This is a genomic window from Oerskovia gallyi, assembly GCF_014836745.1.
Classification (GTDB): Bacteria; Actinomycetota; Actinomycetes; order Actinomycetales; family Cellulomonadaceae; genus Oerskovia; species Oerskovia paurometabola.
The window spans coordinates 194,872-212,124 of the sequence record NZ_JACSQE010000005.1; the positions used below are offsets into that span (position 1 = coordinate 194,872).

Sequence of the window (17,253 nt, forward strand, 5' to 3'; positions counted from 1 at the left end):
CCTCACGAGGAGGACGCCGTGCGAACCCGGCCCAGTATGCCAGCGGCACCTCTCGGCACGCCGCTCTCTCCACAGCCGAGCCAGGGGGAGAGGTGCCCACCGCGCGGCCCGACGCCGCTCCGACGGCTCCGCGAGGGGGCCCCGCTCCCCGAGGGGAATACCGCGATGACCCGCATGCCGCCTACCCTGGTCGGGTGACCGCCACCGCCCCCCGCAGCACCTCAGGAACCGCGCCCGACCGGGCCGCGCAGACCCCCGGTCGGGGCGCTGCCGACGCTCCCCGCAACCCCTGGTGGCTCGTGCTCGCCGGACCTGCGGCCGTGGTCGTCGCGATCCTCTCGGTCGTCGCCGCGGGAGCCTTCTCCGGGGCGTTCCAGCCCCTCGCAGGTTTCGCCGACCCGGGGGCGCTCGCTCGCTGGGGGCTGCCGGTCTCGACCACCTTGACCGAGCTCGCGATCGCCCTGACGATCGGCTCGCTCGTGCTCGCGGCCTGCGTGCTGCCCGCCGGACCGCCGCTGCGCAAGGCCCTCGGGGTCGCCGGGGCCGCCTCGGCCGTGTGGGCCGTGCTCACCGTGGTCCAGACCGTCCTGCGCTACTCGGTCCTGTCGAGCATGCCCGTCACGAGCATCGGCTTCGGTGAGCAGCTCGCGGCGTTCGTCACGCAGATCTCGCTGGGCCGCAGCCTCCTCGGCGTCATCGTCGTCGCGGCCCTGACGTCGGCGTGCGCCTTCGCGGTCCGCACCGCGACCGGAGCCCTGTGGACAGCCCTGCTCGCGATCTCGGCCCTCGCGTTCCAGGCCAACACCGGTCACACGGCCGGCGCCGCGAGCCACGAGCTCGCGATCTCCTCGATGTTCCTCCACCTCGGCGGGGCGGCCCTGTGGATCGGCGGGCTCGGGGTGCTCGCGATCGTGCGGCTGCGCGGCGGCCTCGACCGCACGGCCTTCGCGTCCTCGGTCGCGCGCTACTCCTCGATCGCCGGCTGGTCCTTCGTCGCGGTCGCCGTCTCCGGCGTCGCCAACGCCTGGATCCGGCTCGGCGGCGTCGCCGGGCTCAGCACCGACTACGGCGTGCTCATCCTCACGAAGGTCGGGCTCATCGTCGTGCTCGGAGCGATCGGGTTCGCGCACCGCGAGCTCGTCGTCCGACGGCTCCAGGGCGTGGGCGGTCCCGCCCGCGGCCCGCGCGCGACCAGCACGTCCGCCGGGACGGCCACCGCGGCGGGCGAGGCCAGGACGGCGGGAGGCTCCGGCGTCGGGCACGAGGACGCCGGGAAGCGTCCGGCCGCCGCCGGGAAGGGCGGTGCGGCGGCCGCCACCGAGAAGGCCGCGACGTGGCTGTTCTGGCGGCTCGTCGCGGTCGAGCTGCTCGTCATGGGCGCGGTGTCGGGCGTGGCCGTCGCGCTCGGTTCGACGGCGCCCCCCGTGCCCGACGAGCCGATCGCGCTGCCGACGCCCGCCGAGCTCGTGACCGGGCACCCCCTGCCCCCCGAGCCCGACCTCGGGCGCTGGTTCTCCGAGTGGCGCTGGGACCTGCTGCCCGCGTTCGCGTGCGTCGCGGCCCTCGTCGTGTACCTGCGCTGGGTCCGGCGGCTCGCGAAGCGCGGCGACCGGTGGCCCGTCGGGCGGACGATCTCGTGGACGCTCGGCATCGTCGTCCTGTTCTGGGTGACCAACGGTGGGCCCGCGGTGTACGGGCACGTGCTGTTCAGCGCGCACATGGTCCAGCACATGGTGCTCGCGATGGTCGTGCCCATCTTCCTCGTGCTGGCCGCGCCCGTGACCCTGCTGCTGCGGGCCGTGCCCGTGCGCAAGGACGGCTCGCGCGGACCGCGCGAGTGGGTGCTCGCGCTCGTGACCTCGAAGTGGGGGCAGTTCTTCGCCAACCCGATCGTCGCCGCGATCAACTTCGCCGGGTCGATGATCGTCTTCTACTACACGCCCGCGTTCGAGCTCGCGATGACGACGTACATCGGGCACCTCGCGATGCTCCTGCACTTCACGCTCGCCGGGTACCTGTTCGCGAACGCGCTCGTCGGGATCGACCCCGGGCCGCACCGGCCCGGCTGGCCCCAGCGGCTCCTGCTCCTGCTCGTCACCATGGCGTTCCACGCCTTCTTCGGCGTGTCCCTCACGACCGGGACGCAGCTCCTCGTGCCCGAGTGGTTCGGGCTCATGGGGCACGACTGGGGGATCACCGCGATCGCCGACCAGCAGCGCGGCGGCGGCGTCGCGTGGGGCATCGGGGAGCTGCCGACGCTGTCGCTCGCGATCGTCGTCGCGGTCATGTGGGCGCGGTCCGACGAGAAGGACGCCAAGCGCCGCGACCGCCGGGTGGACAAGGACGGCGACGTCGAGATGGACGAGTACAACCAGATGCTCGCGAAGATGGCGGAGCAGGACAAGGCCTGAGCGGCGCTCTCCCGGTGCCCTCGAGGTGCCCGGTGCCCGGGTGCCGAACACGGGGTTGAGGTCGTCATTCGCTCGATGACGACCTCAACCCCGTCCTGGACCGCGCGGTTTCCCGTGTTGGCGGTCGTCCACAGGGGGCCAGCCGAGAGGGCCGTCCACAGAGCACCACCGGGCAGCGGCGCGTGGTCGGCGTCACCTGCTGGGATGCCTCGATGCGCCACCTGTCGCCGGTACCTGAGGAGCTGCTCGTCGTCGCGCGCCGTCAGGAGGGGCTCGTGTCGGCGGCGCAGTGCGAAGAGCACGGACTCCGTTCGCACCGACGCTCTCGGCTCGTCGAGCAACGGCGATGGACGCAGGTGACACGTGGTGTCTACGACATCGACCCGGTGCCACCGGCCCGCCGGGAAGGGCCGGGGGTCCCGGACCATCGCCGTCGACGCGCCGCCTGGGCAGGTCTCCTCGCCTTCGGGCCGGAGGCGATCGCGGTCGGCCCCTGCGCAGTGGCTCTGCTCGGCATCCAGGGACTCCCGCTGCAGATCACTGCGCAGGCGGCGCTCCCGGGCGGGCGTGCGACAGGTTCACGGGACGGCATCCTGCTGAGGCAGTTCGACGACGGGATGACCGTCACGCGCGTCGCCGGCCGGTACGTCGCCACCCCGGACTGGGCGCTCGCCCAGACCGTCCCGGAGGTCGGGCGCCGCACCGCGGTCGCCCTGATGGACAGTGCGCAGCACCGCGGCCTGCTCGACGTCCGTGGACTCGACCGCGCGCACGACATGGCCCGAGGTCGACGAGGGGTCGCCAGGACGCATTCGTGGTGGGAGATCAGCGACCGGCGCGCCGAGTCCCCGCTCGAGACCCTTGCCCGGCTCGACTGCCTCGACGCCGGTGTCCCGCCCGACGAGCTCCAGGTGGTGATCTCAGGCGACGAGGGTCAGTTCCTGGCCCGGGGCGACCTGGGCTGGCGCCTCCCGGACGAGCGGTGGTTGATCGCCGAGGTCGACGGGGCCGAGGTGCACGGAGCTCCCGAAGCCCTGTTCGTCGACCGTCGACGGCAGAACCTGCTCGTCGCGTCACGAGGCGTCGCGTTGCTCCGCTTCACGGCCCGGGACCTTGCGGTCGTGGGGCGGGTGGGGCTGGAGATCCGCGCCTTCCTGGACCGAGCACGACGTTCCGTGCGATCCAGAACGGGGTTGAGGCCGCCATCCGACGGATAACGACCTCAACCCCGTTCTCGGCACCGACGGCTCGAGAGCTCAGGCCTCAGACCGCGATCCTTGCCCTCGCCCATGACGAGAAGCGGTCCACGACCCACACGAGCACGAGCACCATGAGGATGTAGGTCAGCATCTCGTCGAACCGGAACAGCTTGATCGACTTGTTGATGAGGAACCCGATCCCGCCCGCGCCCACGAGCCCCAGCACGAGCGAGGACCGCACGTTGACGTCGAACCGGTAGAGCAGCAGCCCCAGGAACTGCGGCACGACCGCGGGCAGCACCGCGTGCGTGACGACCTGGGTGCGGCCCGCGCCGTTGGTGCGCAGCGCGTCGGCGGGCCCGGGGTCGATCTCCTCCATGGCCTCGGCCCACAGCTTGCCCATGACGCCCGTGTTGTGGACGACGAGCGCGAGCACCCCCGCGAACGGTCCGAGCCCCACGGCGGTCACGAAGATCAGGGCGAACACGACGTCGGGCACGGCGCGGAAGAACGACAGGATCGCGCGCGACCCCTGGTACCAGACCGACCCCGGCGTGCTGCCGCGCGCGGCGAGCACCGCGAGCAGGAGCGACAGCGGGACGGACAGCGTGGTCCCGAGCAGCCCGATCCACAGGGTCACGAGCGTGGCCTGGAGGCCGGGGGCCACGACGGTCGACCAGTCGAGGTCGGGCGGGAACGCCTCGCCGACGAACCGGGCCATGCCCTCCCAGCCGCCCACGAGCGCGCTGATCGAGAAGCCCGTGCCCTGCCAGGCGAGGACGTGCAGCCCGAGCAGCACCGCGCCCGCGGTGACCCAGGTCGTGACCTGTCGGCCCGAGCGGTGGGCCGTGGGCACGACGACGTGCGCGAGCCTCTCGGGCGACGGCCCCTCGGCCCGGGCGGGGGAGCCGCCGCGCGGGGAGCGGGGCGAGCGGGTGGGGGCGGTGGCGGTCATGCGGGGACCCTCGTTCCGACGGTCGTCCGTGTGACGGTCACGGTCGCCGTCTCGGCCGAGTACAGGTGCTCGACGGCGTCGCGCGTCACCGCGTCCGGCGCACCGTTGAGGCGCTCGCGTCCGGCGACCATCCCGACGAGACGGTCGGCGTGCTCGCGTGCGAGCTCGGGGTCGTGGAGGACGGCGACGACCGCGAGCCCCTCGTCGTGCGCGAGGGTCGCGAGCAGCTCCATGACCTGGGTCGAGGCGGCAGGGTCGAGGGCCGAGGTCGGCTCGTCGGCCAGCAGGACGCTCGCCCGCTGGCACAGGGCGCGCGCGACGGCCACGCGCTGCTGCTGGCCGCCCGAGAGCTGGCCGACCCGGTCGAGCGCGCGGTCGGCGAGGCCGACGCGGTCGAGGCAGAGCATGGCTTCGGCGCGCAGCTCGCGGGGGAACAGCGACGCGACGAGCGACCGTCGCAGCGGAAGCCGCCCGAGCGCCCCGGCGCACACGTTGTCGAGCACGGTGCGTCGCCGCACGAGGTTGACCTGCTGGAAGATCATCGCGACCCGGCGCCTGGCCTCGTGCTGCTCCGCCGCCGAGGTCCGGTGGTGGGGGAGGACCTGCTCGCCGTCGACCCACACCTCGCCCGACGTCACGGGCGCGAGCCCGATCACGGACTTGAGCGTGGTCGACTTGCCGCAGCCGTTGGCGCCCAGGATCGCGACGAGCTCGCCCGCCGCGACGTCGAGGTCCATGCCGTCGACCGCGCTGCGCAGCACGGCGTCGCCGGTCTCGGAGCGCGTGCTGAACTGGACCCGCAGGTCACGGACGTGCAGACCGGGTGAGCGGACGCCGTCGGGCAGGTGCAGCACGCCCTCGGCTGCGCCGTGGTGTGAAGCCATCTGGAACAACTCCTTGCTGGAGCGGGACGCGAGCCCGCGAGGGAGAGAGGGCGGTCGACCGGGATCGCGGCCGACCGGACGGGACGAGCGGGGTGGGCCGCCGGGCCCGGTGGACCCGGCGTCCACCCGCACCGCCCGCGAGGGGTCAGACGTCGTCGGCGGTCAGCTTCAGCGTCTTCGCGAGGTCGAACAGCGGCTGGTACGTGTCGACGTCGACCTCGACGAGCGGGCCCGCCGGGTCGACGTCGAGGAACGCGCCGATGGCCTCGACGTCGGCGGTGTCGAGCGTGAGGAGGGCCTCGCGCACGGCGTCCTTGAACTCCTGGCTCTGCGACCCGGCGACCGTGATGGGGTCGTTCGGGATCGCGTCGGACTCCCAGACCTGGCGGAACGTCGACGCGTCGAACGTGCCCTCGCGCTCGGCGGTCGCGAGCGTCTGGGAGTTGATCTGCGCGGCGTCGACCTGGCCGTTGGTCAGGGCGAGCAGCGCCTCGGGGTGGCCGCCCGCATAGGTGATCTCGACGTCGGTCTCGGCGAGACCCGCGTCGAGGATCGCGAAGCGGGGCAGGGCGTCTCCCGACGTCGAGCCGGTCGAGCCGAGCGCGAGCGAGTGGCCCGGCAGGTCCTCGATGCTCTGGATCGGGGAGTCGACGGGGACCCAGATGCCCGCGGTGTAGCTCGAGAGCGAGCCGTCGGCGAGGCCGAACGAGGCGAGGGGCTCGGCGTCGGCGCGCTCGCTCGCGAACACGAACCCGAGCGGGCCGAACTGCGCGAGCTCGAGCTTGCCGTTCTCCATGGCGAGGACCTCGGCCGAGTAGTCCTCGACGATCGTCAGCTCGACGGGGCAGTCGAGCTTCTCCGACAGGGCGTCGGCGAGGTGCTGGTAGGCGGGCTCGAGCTTGGCGGGGTCCTCGTAGGGCTCGATGCCGAACCGGATCGCGCCGTTCGGGCACGTCGCGGACGCGGCACCGTCGGTGCTGGTCCCTGCGTCGGCCGTGCCGGTCGAGCAGGCGCTGAGGGCGCCGAGGAGCAGTGCGGCGGCGAGGACCGAGGTGGCCTGGCCGGTGCGGCTGCGGTGCATGTCTTCTCCTGGGGTGGGGGTTTCGCGAGAGAGGCTGGACTGGTCGGAGGGGCGAGAGAGAGGGTCGTCTGTCAGAGGAAGCCGTCGAGCACGCGCGGGGCGAGCCCGAGCGCGGTGGTCATGCCGATGCCGGACGTGACCGACACCGCGCGCACGCCCGGCATGGGCGTGACGTCGAGGAACGGCGCGGGCGCGGAGGCGTAGACGCCCTGCCAGCGCTCGCGGACCGTGAGGGGACCGCTGCCGAGGAGCCGCGCGGCCTCGGTGAGCAGGAGCTCGTCGAGGGCCTCGGGGTGGAACGGCCCGGGAGTGGTCGCGTAGGCGTGCGTGTCGCCGAGCGTGAGCGTCCCGTCGGGGCGCTGGGTGATCATGAGGTTCACCGCGGCGTCGATCAGGGCGGGGTGCTGGACCCTCAGGCGCTCGCGGACGGCGGCGGTCGCGGGGGAGTGGCGGAAGCCGTCGTAGCGCAGCAGCGAGGTGCCGGTGAAGATCGCGGGGCCGATCTCCCGGGGGCCGCCGTCTGCGCCCGCGGGGGCGTCGACGCGCAGCATCTGCAGCGTGCACCGCTGGATGCCCGCGGCGGCGGCGGTGTCGGGGAAGAACCGGTCCACGTCGTGCCCGACGGCGAGGATCACCTTGGTCGCGACGACGTCGCCCCGGGAGGTGCGCACGAGGGTCACGCCGCTGCCGGCCTCGAAGCCCTGGACGGTCGTGGACCAGGCGAGGTGCGCGCCGCGCTGCTCGGCGTACCAGCGGGCGATCGCGGGGACCGCCTCGCGGGGGTCGACGCGGATGTCCTGGGACAGGAACGCGCCGCCGACGACCTCGGCGGGGTCGCCCGGGACGCGGTCGAGGACCTGGTCGCGGTCGAGCAGCCGGACGTGGCCGTCGCGGCCGTGGGCGAAGTCCTCGAGGACCTGCCGCTCGTCGTCCGCGCGGGCCACGACGACGGTCCCGGACTCGCGCAGCCAGAAGTCGGCCTCCTTGGCGAGCTGGATCCAGCGCTCGCGGGCCGCGAAGGCGTACGTGAGGGCCGTGCCGTCCTGCGCGGTGAAGCAGCCGTGCCCGAAGTTGCGGACCGAGGCGCCGACGGCGCGGTCGTCGCGCTCGACCACGAGGACGGACAGGCCGCGGCCGACGGCCTCGACGGCGTGCGCGAGGCCGACGATCCCGGCGCCGACGACCACGAGGTCGACGCGGGCGGGGAGGTCGTTCCCGGTGGACGGGCTGCGCGTGCCGGGGTGGCCGGCGGGGAGGGCGTGGGTGCGGCCGGACGAGGCCGGGCGTCGAGGTGCTGTGCTGCTCACGACACGGACACTGCCGTGCAGAACGAGCACGGAGCAAGCGATTCCAGGACTTGTCCAGACAAGTTTCCGGAGTGTTCACCTGGCGTTGACGCTCCGTGCGCGGGGTTCACGCGGCCGTCATCGGTACGCCGTTCTCGGTGCGGGAGCGGCCTGTATGGTCAAGTCATGGCTCCGTCCTCGTCGTCCCCGCGTACCGCTCCGTCCCCGCCGAACCAGCAGGCCCGGCCGTCGTCGTCAGCCCGTCCGCCCCACCCGCCCCAGCCGTCGAACGGCCCGCTGCACCAGCACGTCCTGGGCGAGCTGCGCCGTCGGATCGTGTCCGGCACCTACGCGATCGGCGACTCCCTGCCGTCCGAGTCCGCGCTGTGCGCCGAGTTCTCGATCTCGCGCGGCACGGTCCGCCAGGCGCTCGGGACGCTGCGCAGCGAGGGGCTCATCGGCGGGGGACAGGGACGTCCGCCGGTCGTGCGCTCGCGCGCGGTCCCGCAGCCGTTCGAGACGTTCCTGTCGTTCAGCCGCTGGGCCGCGGGGGTGGGGCGCGTGCCCGGGCAGCGGACGGTCGAGGTCGCACGACGCGGTGTGCACGGCGTCGCGGCCGACGCCCTGGGGCTCGAGGAGGGCACGCCCGTGGTCGAGGTGCTGCGCCTGCGCCTGCTCGACGGGGTCCCGGCGATGGTCGAGCGCGACACCTTCATCGAGCCCGTGGGGCGCCTCATCTTCGAGTTCGACCCGGACACCGGTTCGATCTACGACCACCTCATCTCGCGCGGCGCGGACCTGCACGCGGCGCGCCACGTGATCGACGCCGTCGCGGCCGACGAGACCGACGCCGACCTGCTCGAGGTGCCCGCGGGCGCCCCGCTGCTGCGCGAGCGCCGCACCACGCGCAACGCCGCGGGCGTCCCCGTCGAGTACGCCGACGACCGCTACCTGCCCGAGCTCGCGGCCTTCACGATCGACAACACCCAGGACACGTCGCTCTCGATGGTCCGCTTCCCGACGGCGTCGGTCGCCGCGGCGTCCCTCGTGTCGCCCACCACCGGCACCACCGAAATCGAACCGACCCAGGAGCCCTCCGCATGACTAGCAACAGCACCAGCACTCCCGGCACCGTGCCCGCCCCGCGCCCGCCCCTCGCGATCGAGCTCGTCGCGCTCGACGTCGCGGGCACGACCGTCGAGGAGGGTGGCGCGGTCTACGACGCGCTGCACACGGCGGTCCTCGAGCACGGGAGCGGTGCGAGGTCGTCGGACATCCAGCACTGGATGGGGGCCGAGAAGCGCGCGGCGATCACCGCCCTGCTCGCGATCGGTGCCAGCACCTCCGGCGCGCCGGGGGACGCTCCCGACGACGCGACGGTCGACGCCGCGTTCGCGCGCTTCACCGCGCTGCTCCACGAGGCCTACCGGTTGAACCCGCCGACCCCGGTCCCCGGCGCGCCCGAGGCCTTCGCGGCCCTGCGCGCCGCGGGCGTCAAGGTCGCGCTGACCACGGGCTTCACGCGCGACGTGACCCGAGGGATCCTCGACGTGCTCGGTTGGACCGTCGCGTCCGGCCCCGAGCAGTGGCTCTCGCCCGAGGTCACGCTCGACGCCGTGACGTGTGCCGACGAGGTGCCGCTGGGCCGCCCGGCGCCCTACATGGTCCACCGCGACATGGAGCGCACGGGCGTCCTCGACGTCGCGCGCGTCCTCGTCGCGGGCGACACCGTGCTCGACCTGCGGTCGGGGGTCAACGCTCGCGCAGGGGCGGTCGTCGGGGTGCTCTCGGGCAAGCTCGGCGCGGCGGACCTGGGGCGCGAGCGCCACGACTTCCTGCTCGACTCGGTCGCCGACCTGCCGGAGCTCGTGGCGCGCCTCAACGCCTGACCCCCACCCGGCACCCCGGAGCGCGGGGGTCTCAGCCCCGGGTGACGACCCAGCCGTCGCCCGTGCCGCGGGCGACGTGCAGGCTCGCGCCCGGGCTCAGGACGCGGTTCGCGATCGAGAGGTCCTCGGAGCACACGTCGGCCTGGGCGAGCCGCAGGTCCGCGACCTGCGCGACCTCGTCGTCGTTGACGAACACGAGGTAGCCCGTGCCGACGTCGACCGTGCTCGGGAGCTCGCCCTGCACGGGGCCGTCGGCCCCGGCTGCCTCCGCGACCTCGGTCGGATCGTCACCGGGGCACACGATCACGGCCTTCTGCCAGTCGAAGTGGGTCGTGGAGATGAGGTCGAGGTCGCCGTCCGCGCGGCCGGCGGCGGCGATCCCGGCGAGCACGGTGTCGTCGAGGTCCTGCGCGGGCTCGGACCCGCACCCGGTCAGGAGCAGCCCGACGACGGCGCTCACGGTCAGGGGGAGGAAGGGAGCCTTGGGCACGGGTCCAGTATGCGCTGCTCGGCACCGAGGGCGGGGCGTCGTGATAGGACGGTGCAGTGACCACTGACGACGCAGACTCCGTCCCGACCCCCTTCCACGACCTCGACCGGTACGTCGCGATCCCCCGCACGGGCGGCCTCGTGATGTCGCCCGACGGGCGGCGCCTCGTGACGAGCGTGTCGACGCTCGACGCCAAGCGCACGGCCTACGTCTCGGCGCTGTGGGAGGTCGACCCGACGGGTCAGTCGCCCGCCCGCCGCCTGACGCGCAGCACCAAGGGAGAGTCGGGCGCCGCCTTCACGGCCGAGGGGGACCTGCTCTTCACCTCGGCCCGGCCCGACAGCGACGCCTCGGCATCGACCGAGGGCGACCCGACGTCGGCCCTGTGGCTCCTGCCCGTGACGGGTGGCGAGGCGCGCGTCGTCGCCTCGGCCCCCGCCGGGGTATCGGCCCCGCTCGTCGCGCGCAGCGCGCCCGTCCTCTCGCTCGCGGCCGACGTCCTGCCGAGCGCGCGCGACCTCGCGCACGACGCCGAGCTGCGCACGGCCCGCAAGGACAAGAAGGTCGCCGCGATCCTCCACACGGGCTACCCCGTGCGGTACTGGGACCACGACCTGGGCCCGTCCGAGCCGCACCGCTTCGTCGCCGACCTCTCGCACCTGACCGACGAGCCGGCCCGTCCGCTCCCGGCGGACGACAGCACCGCCGAGGACGCCGCCCCCGACCTCCCCGCAGGACGCGTCGAGCTGCGCGACGTGACCTCCGCCGTCGGGCCCGCGCTGCGCGAGCACTCCGCGGACCTGTCCGCGGACGGGACCACGCTCGTGACGACCTGGACCGTCGCCGGACCGGGCGCGTCCCAGCGCTCGATCCTCGTCGCGATCGACACCTCGACCGGGGAGCGCCGCACGCTCGTCGACGAGCCCGGCGCCGAGGCGTCCTCGCCCGTGATCTCGCCCGACGGTGCGTGGGTCGTGTTCGTGCGCGAGACCCTCTCGACCCCGCAGGACGCGCCCGAGCAGGGCCTCGCCGTCGTGCCGCTGCGCCCGGGCGACGGCTCGGACGGCGACCCCGACGACGGTGGCGCGAACCACGGCCTGCGCTCCCTCGCGGCGAGCTGGGACCGCTGGCCCACGTCGGCCGCGTGGCTGCCGGACGGCTCGGGCCTCCTCGTGACGGCCGACGACGACGGGCGCGGCCCGGTCTTCCACGTCGCGTTCACGCCCGACGGGTCGGGGGCCGACGGCACCGTGTCACGCCTCACCTCGGACGACGCGACGTTCACCGACGTCCGCGTCGCCCCCGACGCCTCGGCCGCGTACGCCCAGCGCACGAGCTACCTCGAGCCCTCGCACCCCGTGCGGATCGAGCTCGCGGACTTCCTCGCGGCCCCCGCCGGCGAGCGCACGCCCGTCGCGGCGACCGCGCTGCGCGGGCCCGTGGAGAGCCCGGACCTGCCCGGCACGCTCACCGAGATCGAGACCGCGGCGTCGGACGACGTGCGCGTCCGGGGCTGGCTGGCCCTGCCGCACGGCGCGAGCGCCGAGAACCCCGCGCCGCTGCTGCTGTGGATCCACGGCGGGCCGCTCGGCTCGTGGAACGCGTGGAGCTGGCGCTGGAACCCGTGGATCCTCGTGGCCCAGGGCTACGCGGTCCTGCTGCCGGACCCCGCGCTGTCGACGGGGTACGGGCAGGACTTCGTGCAGCGCGGCTGGGGGTCGTGGGGTGCGGCGCCCTACACGGACCTGCTCGCGATCACCGACGCGGCCGAGGAGCTGCCCGAGGTCGACGAGACCCGCACCGCCGCGATGGGCGGCTCGTTCGGCGGGTACATGGCGAACTGGGTCGCGGGACACACGGACCGGTTCAAGGCCATCGTGACGCACGCGAGCCTGTGGGCCCTGGACCAGTTCGGTCCCACGACCGACGCGTCGTACTACTGGCAGCGGGAGATGACGCCCGAGATGGCGGCCGAGCACTCCCCGCACCGCTACGTCGGGGACATCGTGACGCCCATGCTCGTGATCCACGGCGACAAGGACTACCGCGTCCCGATCGGCGAGGGCCTGCGCCTCTGGTACGAGCTGCTGTCGGCGTCGGGGCTCCCCGCGGCCGCGGACGGGAGCACCGACCACCGGTTCCTGTACTTCCCCGACGAGAACCACTGGGTGCTCCAGCCGCAGCACTCGATCGTCTGGTACCAGGTGGTGCAGGCGTTCCTGGCCGAGCGCGTGCTCGGCCAGGCCCCGGGCGAGGGTGCGGCCCGGCTCCCGTCGACGCTGGGCTGACCGGGTACCCGCGGCCGCGCGAGGTAGGACGTGCTGGGGCGAGGCAGGGCGCGTCGCGCCCCCCCCCCCGCGGCACGTCCTGCCTCGGCGGGGCGCCGGCCGTCTGCGACCCGACCTCGCGGTCAGTGCGACAGGCGCCGGTGCGGCGGGAGGCGCCGGTCGTGCGCGGCACGGACCAGCTCGACGACCATGAACACGATGATGGACGCGACGAGCACGATGCCGAAGAGCAGGAACCAGTTCGCGGGGCCCGACCCCGTGGGCACGTAGACCGCGGCGTCGACGCTGGCGGCGAGCGTGAGACCGGACATGACGTTCCTCCCTGAGCGGGGAGCTCCGGGCGGAACCCCTTCCTTCCAGGATGCACCCGTTCGGCGGTGCTGCACCCGGTGGGACGGCTCGGCCCCGGAACGGCTCGGGACTACGCCCTCGCCGCCCGGACGATCTCGGCCGCGAGGTCGGCGGGCCGCGAGAACATGGGCCAGTGCCCGGTCGGGAGGTCGACGTACGTGACGTCGAGCTCGCCGAGCTCGGTGTGCAGGGGCGGCCCGGGGTGCGCCATCTGCTTCAGCACCTCCGAGGGCAGGCTCGTGCAGATCGCGGTCGCGGGAACGTCGAGCCGCCCGGGGTCGCTCACGTGCACCCGGCCGCCGGCGACGCCGCCCGGGTGGGGGACGGCCCGTGCGCGGAACCGGGCGAGCCCGGCCTCGTCGATCCCGTCGAGGCTCGACCCCGCGGCCGCGAGCTCGTCCCACGAGGGCAGGGGGACCTCGACCGTCCCCGCGGGCAGGTCGGGGGACAGCGACGCGCCGTCGACCAGCGGCCCCGTGTCGACGTGGACCGTGCGACGGATGCGCGCGGGGTCGCGGTCGACGACCTCGTGGATCACGGGCCCCCCGCCGCTGTGCCCCACGAGCACGACGTCCCCGTCGAGGGGCGCGATCACGTCGCGCACGGCCTGGACGTGGTCCTCGCGGGTGAGGTGGCTGCGGTCGGTCGCGACGTCGTCGAGCCCGGGGAGCGTCACGGCGTGCGGTACGAGGCCCGCGGCCTCGAGGTGGGGGACGACGTCGTCCCACGCCCACGCCCCGAGCCAGAAGCCCGGGACGAGGACGACGTGGACCTGCTGGTCTTCGCTGTGCTGTGTGGTGGTCATGCCCCCAGCCTGCCGGGGCGCTGGTGACACCTGTCTGTCACCATTGTTCGAGGGGTTCCGGGCGAGATGCGTCCGCGGCCCCGGACCCGACGGAGGCGGCACGTGAACAAGACCGAGCGGCTCTACGCCGTGGCAGAGGAGCTGCGCCGCGCAGGGCCCGGCGGGACCACGGGCCCCCGGCTCGCACGCCTGCTCGAGGTGAGCGAGCGCACGATCAAGCGCGACGTCTCGGCGCTCCAGCAGGCCGGCCTGCCGATCTGGGCGCAGGCCGGGCCGGGCGGCGGCTACGTGCTCGACCCGTCCGCGTCCCTGCCACCCGTCAACTTCACGCCGCAGCAGGCGGTCGCGGTCGCGGTCGCACTCGCCGCCCTCCCACCCGGCAGCCCGTTCGCGGTGGACGCCGCGGCCGCACAGGGCAAGGTCTGGGACGCGCTCGGTCCGCAGGCGCGCGAGCGGGCGGCGGCCCTCGCGGCGAGGGTGTGGATCGACCGGGGTGCCGGGGCGCGGCCCGCCCCGGACGGGACGATCCCCGCGCCCGGCGGCGCGACGACCGACGGCGACGGCACGACAGGCGGACCTGTGCCGCGCGCCCGGGTGCACCTGCAGGTCCTGCGTGCGGTCGAGCAGGCCCTCGCGCGGTCGCTCGTGCTCGCGATCCGGTACCGCGACGCGCGCGGCCACGAGTCGGCCCGCCGGGTCGAGCCCGTGATCCTGGCGCACAGGGAGGATGCCTGGTACCTCGTCGCGTGGTGCCGGTCCCGGGACGCCGTCCGCTGGTTCCGCCTGGACCGCGTCGAGCGCGCGGACCTCACGGGCGAGACGTACGTGCCGCGGCCGGTCGCGGAGGTGGGGACCCCGCCGTCGGGCGCGGTGCCCGTCGCCTGAACGGTCGAGGGTTTCGCGTTCCAGGAGTCCGCGCGATGATGGCCACCTGCCGACCCCGAGGAGACCTGCCGTGAGCACCGACCGCACCCGCGCCTTCTTCGACGCCCAGGCCCCCGACCTCACGGTCCTCGACACGGGCGAGGACACCGCGACGGTCCAGATGGCCGCGGCGACGCTCGGGGTCGAGCCGGGGCAGATCGCGAAGACGCTCGCGCTGCGCGACGGCGAGCGCAGCTTCCTGCTCGTGACGCGGGGCGACGCACGGGTCGACAACGCGAAGTTCAAGGCGACGTTCGGGACCAAGCCGCGCATGCTCGACGCCGAGAGCGCGACCGCTCTGACAGGGCAGCCGATCGGCGGGGTGGGGCCGTTCGGGCACAGCGGGCCCGTGACGGTGTACTGCGACGTGTCGTTGCAGGGCTTCGAGACGGTCTACCCGGCGGCGGGCAGCCCGACGAGCGCGTTCGCGATCACGCCCGGACGGCTCGCGGAGCTCGCCGGGGCGCAGTGGGTCGACGTCAGCCGGTAGACGGCGGAGGTCAGAGGACCTTGTCGCCCAGGAGCCGGTTCACGGTGTAGATGTCGACGCCGCGCCCGAACTCGAGTGTGACCCTGCCCAGCCCCGAGAACCACAGGACGAGCTCGGAGTCGAGGTCGATCGTCCCGGCGGTCTCGACCGAGTACGCCTGGATCTTGCTGTACGGCAGCGTCGTGAAGTCCTTCTTCCTGCCCGTCATGCCCTGGACGTTGAGCGCGAGGATGCGCTTGCTCGTGAACGTCACGGAGTCACGGATGCCCTTGAAGGCCAGGTAGACCTGCTCGTCGGCGTGCAGGATCTGCTGGAGGTCCTTCTGGGCGCTCGTCAGGTCCCAGGGGCTGAGCTTGACGAACGAGGCGTTGTCGAAGTCGATCACGCGGTCATGCTGCCATGGCCAGGGAGCTGGTCATGACGGACGACACGGCCGAGGCCTCGAGCCAGCGGCGCACGAGGCGGGCGTCCGCGGCCCGGCGCACCGGGCTGCGCAGGTTGAGGTGCGCGTAGGCCCGGTGCTCGACGAGGGCGGCACGGTCGTGGTCGAGGGCCCAGAGGATGGCGCAACGGAGCTCGTCGGTCGAGGGCCGGAACGCGTGGTCGAGGTGCATGATCACTCTCAAGGTGAGGGCCGCGGGTCTCGCGGCGGAGAAACTGTGTACACCTCTCAAGAGGGGCGAACCCGGACTTCATGACGCGACTTCACGGAAGAAGTTTTCCTGACAGTCTGTTTTGTGAAGCGAACGGCCTCAGCGACACGGTGACGCTCGTCACGTGCGTGTCGGTGGACCGTGCCACTCTCGACGCATGGACAGGGACGAGGCACGGGAGATCAAGAGCCAGCTCGCGGACTTCGCGCGCGATCTCGCCGCGGGCACGGACGCGACGGCGAGCGCGGCGCAGCCGGCCGGTGACGGAGAGCAGGAAGCACCCGACGGCCGGGACGCGTGGGTTCCCACGCTCGCGCTCGGGCTGGCGCCGCGCGAGGGCGGCGGGTACGGCATCGCGGTCCGCTACCGCCTGGGGGTCCCGGCCGTGCGCAGCATCGCCCGACGCGTCGCGTCCGAGGCGGGCCCGGTCGTGGACGTCCGCCGGACGGGGCGGATCCGTGCGCTCTCCCGGTCGACGGGCACCGGCCCGCGTCCGCCGGTCGTGACCGCCTTGGCGGCGGGGGAGACCGGCCGGGTGCGGCCGTTGCGCCCCGGGGTCTCGATCGCGCACGTCGACGTCACGGCGGGCACGCTCGGCGCGTTCGTCCTCGTCGGGGACACGTTGCACGCCCTGTCCAACTACCACGTGCTCGCGGGCTCGCCGCGCGCGCAGGTGGGGGACGCCGTCGTGCAGCCCGGGCCCGCCGACGGCGGACGCGCCCCCGCCGACCAGGTGGGCACCCTCGCCGCGACCGTGCCCCTCGCGCGCGGGCGGACCGCGACGGTCGACGCCGCGGTCGCTCTGCTCGACGACCCCGACGTCGACCTCGACTACCCCGTGGGCCTCATCACGACCACGGCCGTCGCGCTCGGCGGCGAGACGGTCGGCAAGATCGGCCGGACGACCGCCGTCACCGCGGGGCGTGTCACCGCGATCGAGCTCGACGACGTCGTGGTCGGCTACGGCGAGGACCTCGGCGCCTTGCGCTTCGACGACCAGATCGAGGTCGAGTCGACCGGTACCGGACCGTTCTCGCGCGGCGGCGACTCGGGGTCGCTCGTGTACCGCGCGGACGGCGTCGCGCTCGGGCTGCTCTTTGCCGGGTCGGAGACCGGGGGAGAGAATGGGACCGGGCTGACGTACGTCAACCCGATCGACACCGTCCTCGCCGCGCTCGACGCCCGGCTCGCGCGCTGAGCCCGCCTCGACCCGCGGCGGACGGTCGGAGGGTGGTACCGGTGGCGAGCATCGAGCAGGCCCGCGAGGCCAAGGCCGCGCTCAAGCAGGCCCTCGCGGGCCAGGACGGCGTGACGGGGATCGGCCTGAGGCACGAGGGGGCGGACGCGGCCGGGCGTTCCGGTGCTGCGAAGGCACGGTCAGAGGCCGCCGACACCTGGTGCCTCCAGGTCAACGTCGTCGACGCCGCCGCGACGGGCGACGTACCGCAGGAGGTCGACGGCGTCGCGGTCGTCGTGCGCGTCACGGGGCGGATCGACCGATCGGGCTAGGGCTCGTACTGCTCGCACGGGGGTAGCCGCTGCCGACA

General features: G+C 74.0%; 18 protein-coding genes. 9 read left to right on the plus strand and 9 right to left on the minus strand.

Features of this window, described 5'->3' with window-relative positions; all coding sequences use genetic code 11:
- Nucleotides 1–194: 194 nt before the first annotated feature.
- Both H9640_RS08100 and H9640_RS08105 read left to right on the plus strand, forming a co-directional pair.
- Nucleotides 195–2,411 carry a cytochrome c oxidase assembly protein gene (locus H9640_RS08100; protein ID WP_318243705.1) on the plus strand — a complete coding sequence of 739 codons (2,217 nt, stop codon included), beginning with the start codon at nt 195–197 and terminating at the stop codon, nt 2,409–2,411.
- 212 nt (nt 2,412–2,623) lie between these two features.
- Nucleotides 2,624–3,628, plus strand: a complete 1,005-nt coding sequence (locus H9640_RS08105) for a hypothetical protein (protein ID WP_191790200.1) — start codon at nt 2,624–2,626, stop codon at nt 3,626–3,628.
- 46 nt (nt 3,629–3,674) lie between these two features.
- On the opposite strand, the gene phnE is transcribed toward H9640_RS08105, so the two are convergent.
- The 4 genes from phnE to H9640_RS08125 all read right to left on the minus strand — a co-directional run bounded on the left by phnE (nt 3,675) and on the right by H9640_RS08125 (nt 7,837).
- On the minus strand, nt 3,675–4,565 hold the full coding sequence (gene phnE, locus H9640_RS08110) for a phosphonate ABC transporter, permease protein PhnE (protein WP_191790201.1): 891 nt from the start codon (nt 4,563–4,565) through the stop codon (nt 3,675–3,677).
- Nucleotides 4,562–5,449 (minus strand): phosphonate ABC transporter ATP-binding protein, encoded by an 888-nt coding sequence (locus H9640_RS08115; RefSeq protein WP_225226870.1) that lies wholly within the window; start codon nt 5,447–5,449, stop codon nt 4,562–4,564. Before H9640_RS08115 ends, phnE begins: the two co-directional genes overlap by 4 nt.
- A gap of 145 nt (nt 5,450–5,594) precedes the next feature.
- Nucleotides 5,595–6,530, minus strand: a complete 936-nt coding sequence (locus tag H9640_RS08120) for a phosphate/phosphite/phosphonate ABC transporter substrate-binding protein (protein WP_191790202.1) — start codon at nt 6,528–6,530, stop codon at nt 5,595–5,597.
- Between the two features lie 71 nt (nt 6,531–6,601).
- Nucleotides 6,602–7,837, minus strand: a complete 1,236-nt coding sequence (locus tag H9640_RS08125; RefSeq protein ID WP_318243706.1) for a TIGR03364 family FAD-dependent oxidoreductase — start codon at nt 7,835–7,837, stop codon at nt 6,602–6,604.
- Between the two features lie 165 nt (nt 7,838–8,002).
- On the opposite strand from H9640_RS08125, the gene H9640_RS08130 reads away from it, so the two are divergent.
- The gene (locus H9640_RS08130) at nt 8,003–8,920 is read left to right on the plus strand and encodes a GntR family transcriptional regulator (RefSeq protein ID WP_191790203.1); all 918 of its coding nucleotides are present in this window, start codon (nt 8,003–8,005) and stop codon (nt 8,918–8,920) included.
- Nucleotides 8,917–9,705: a phosphonatase-like hydrolase gene (locus H9640_RS08135; RefSeq protein ID WP_191790204.1), complete on the plus strand. Its 789-nt coding sequence runs from the start codon at nt 8,917–8,919 to the stop codon at nt 9,703–9,705. Before H9640_RS08130 ends, H9640_RS08135 begins: the two co-directional genes overlap by 4 nt.
- A 31-nt stretch (nt 9,706–9,736) precedes the next feature.
- Here H9640_RS08135 and H9640_RS08140 read toward each other — a convergent pair whose 3' ends face one another.
- Nucleotides 9,737–10,195, minus strand: coding sequence for a hypothetical protein (locus H9640_RS08140; protein ID WP_191790205.1), 459 nt, complete (start codon nt 10,193–10,195; stop codon nt 9,737–9,739).
- A gap of 56 nt (nt 10,196–10,251) precedes the next feature.
- On the opposite strand from H9640_RS08140, the gene H9640_RS08145 reads away from it, so the two are divergent.
- Entirely contained in the window at nt 10,252–12,483 is a 2,232-nt protein-coding gene (locus H9640_RS08145; RefSeq protein ID WP_404821888.1) for a S9 family peptidase, read from the plus strand.
- A 122-nt stretch (nt 12,484–12,605) separates the two neighbouring features.
- Here H9640_RS08145 and H9640_RS08150 read toward each other — a convergent pair whose 3' ends face one another.
- Together H9640_RS08150 and H9640_RS08155 are read right to left on the minus strand one after the other, a co-directional pair.
- Nucleotides 12,606–12,794 (minus strand): hypothetical protein, encoded by a 189-nt coding sequence (locus H9640_RS08150; RefSeq protein WP_191790206.1) that lies wholly within the window; start codon nt 12,792–12,794, stop codon nt 12,606–12,608.
- Nucleotides 12,795–12,904: 110 nt separating this feature from the next.
- Complete coding sequence (locus tag H9640_RS08155; RefSeq protein ID WP_191790207.1) at nt 12,905–13,639, minus strand: alpha/beta fold hydrolase; 735 nt, start codon at nt 13,637–13,639, stop codon at nt 12,905–12,907.
- Nucleotides 13,640–13,741: 102 nt separating this feature from the next.
- Between H9640_RS08155 and H9640_RS08160 the strand changes: the two genes are divergently transcribed.
- On the plus strand, nt 13,742–14,524 hold the full coding sequence (locus H9640_RS08160; protein ID WP_191790208.1) for a helix-turn-helix transcriptional regulator: 783 nt from the start codon (nt 13,742–13,744) through the stop codon (nt 14,522–14,524).
- Nucleotides 14,525–14,594: 70 nt separating this feature from the next.
- Complete coding sequence (locus tag H9640_RS08165) at nt 14,595–15,053, plus strand: YbaK/EbsC family protein (RefSeq protein ID WP_191790209.1); 459 nt, start codon at nt 14,595–14,597, stop codon at nt 15,051–15,053.
- 10 nt (nt 15,054–15,063) lie between these two features.
- On the opposite strand, the gene H9640_RS08170 is transcribed toward H9640_RS08165, so the two are convergent.
- Together H9640_RS08170 and H9640_RS08175 are read right to left on the minus strand one after the other, a co-directional pair.
- Complete coding sequence (locus tag H9640_RS08170) at nt 15,064–15,438, minus strand: PH domain-containing protein (RefSeq protein ID WP_191790210.1); 375 nt, start codon at nt 15,436–15,438, stop codon at nt 15,064–15,066.
- 4 nt (nt 15,439–15,442) lie between these two features.
- On the minus strand, nt 15,443–15,667 hold the full coding sequence (locus H9640_RS08175) for a hypothetical protein (protein WP_191790211.1): 225 nt from the start codon (nt 15,665–15,667) through the stop codon (nt 15,443–15,445).
- A gap of 196 nt (nt 15,668–15,863) precedes the next feature.
- On the opposite strand from H9640_RS08175, the gene H9640_RS08180 reads away from it, so the two are divergent.
- Both H9640_RS08180 and H9640_RS08185 read left to right on the plus strand, forming a co-directional pair.
- Entirely contained in the window at nt 15,864–16,904 is a 1,041-nt protein-coding gene (locus H9640_RS08180; RefSeq protein WP_191790212.1) for a chymotrypsin family serine protease, read from the plus strand.
- Nucleotides 16,905–16,945: 41 nt separating this feature from the next.
- Nucleotides 16,946–17,215: a hypothetical protein gene (locus H9640_RS08185; RefSeq protein ID WP_191790213.1), complete on the plus strand. Its 270-nt coding sequence runs from the start codon at nt 16,946–16,948 to the stop codon at nt 17,213–17,215.
- Nucleotides 17,216–17,253 lie beyond the last annotated feature (38 nt).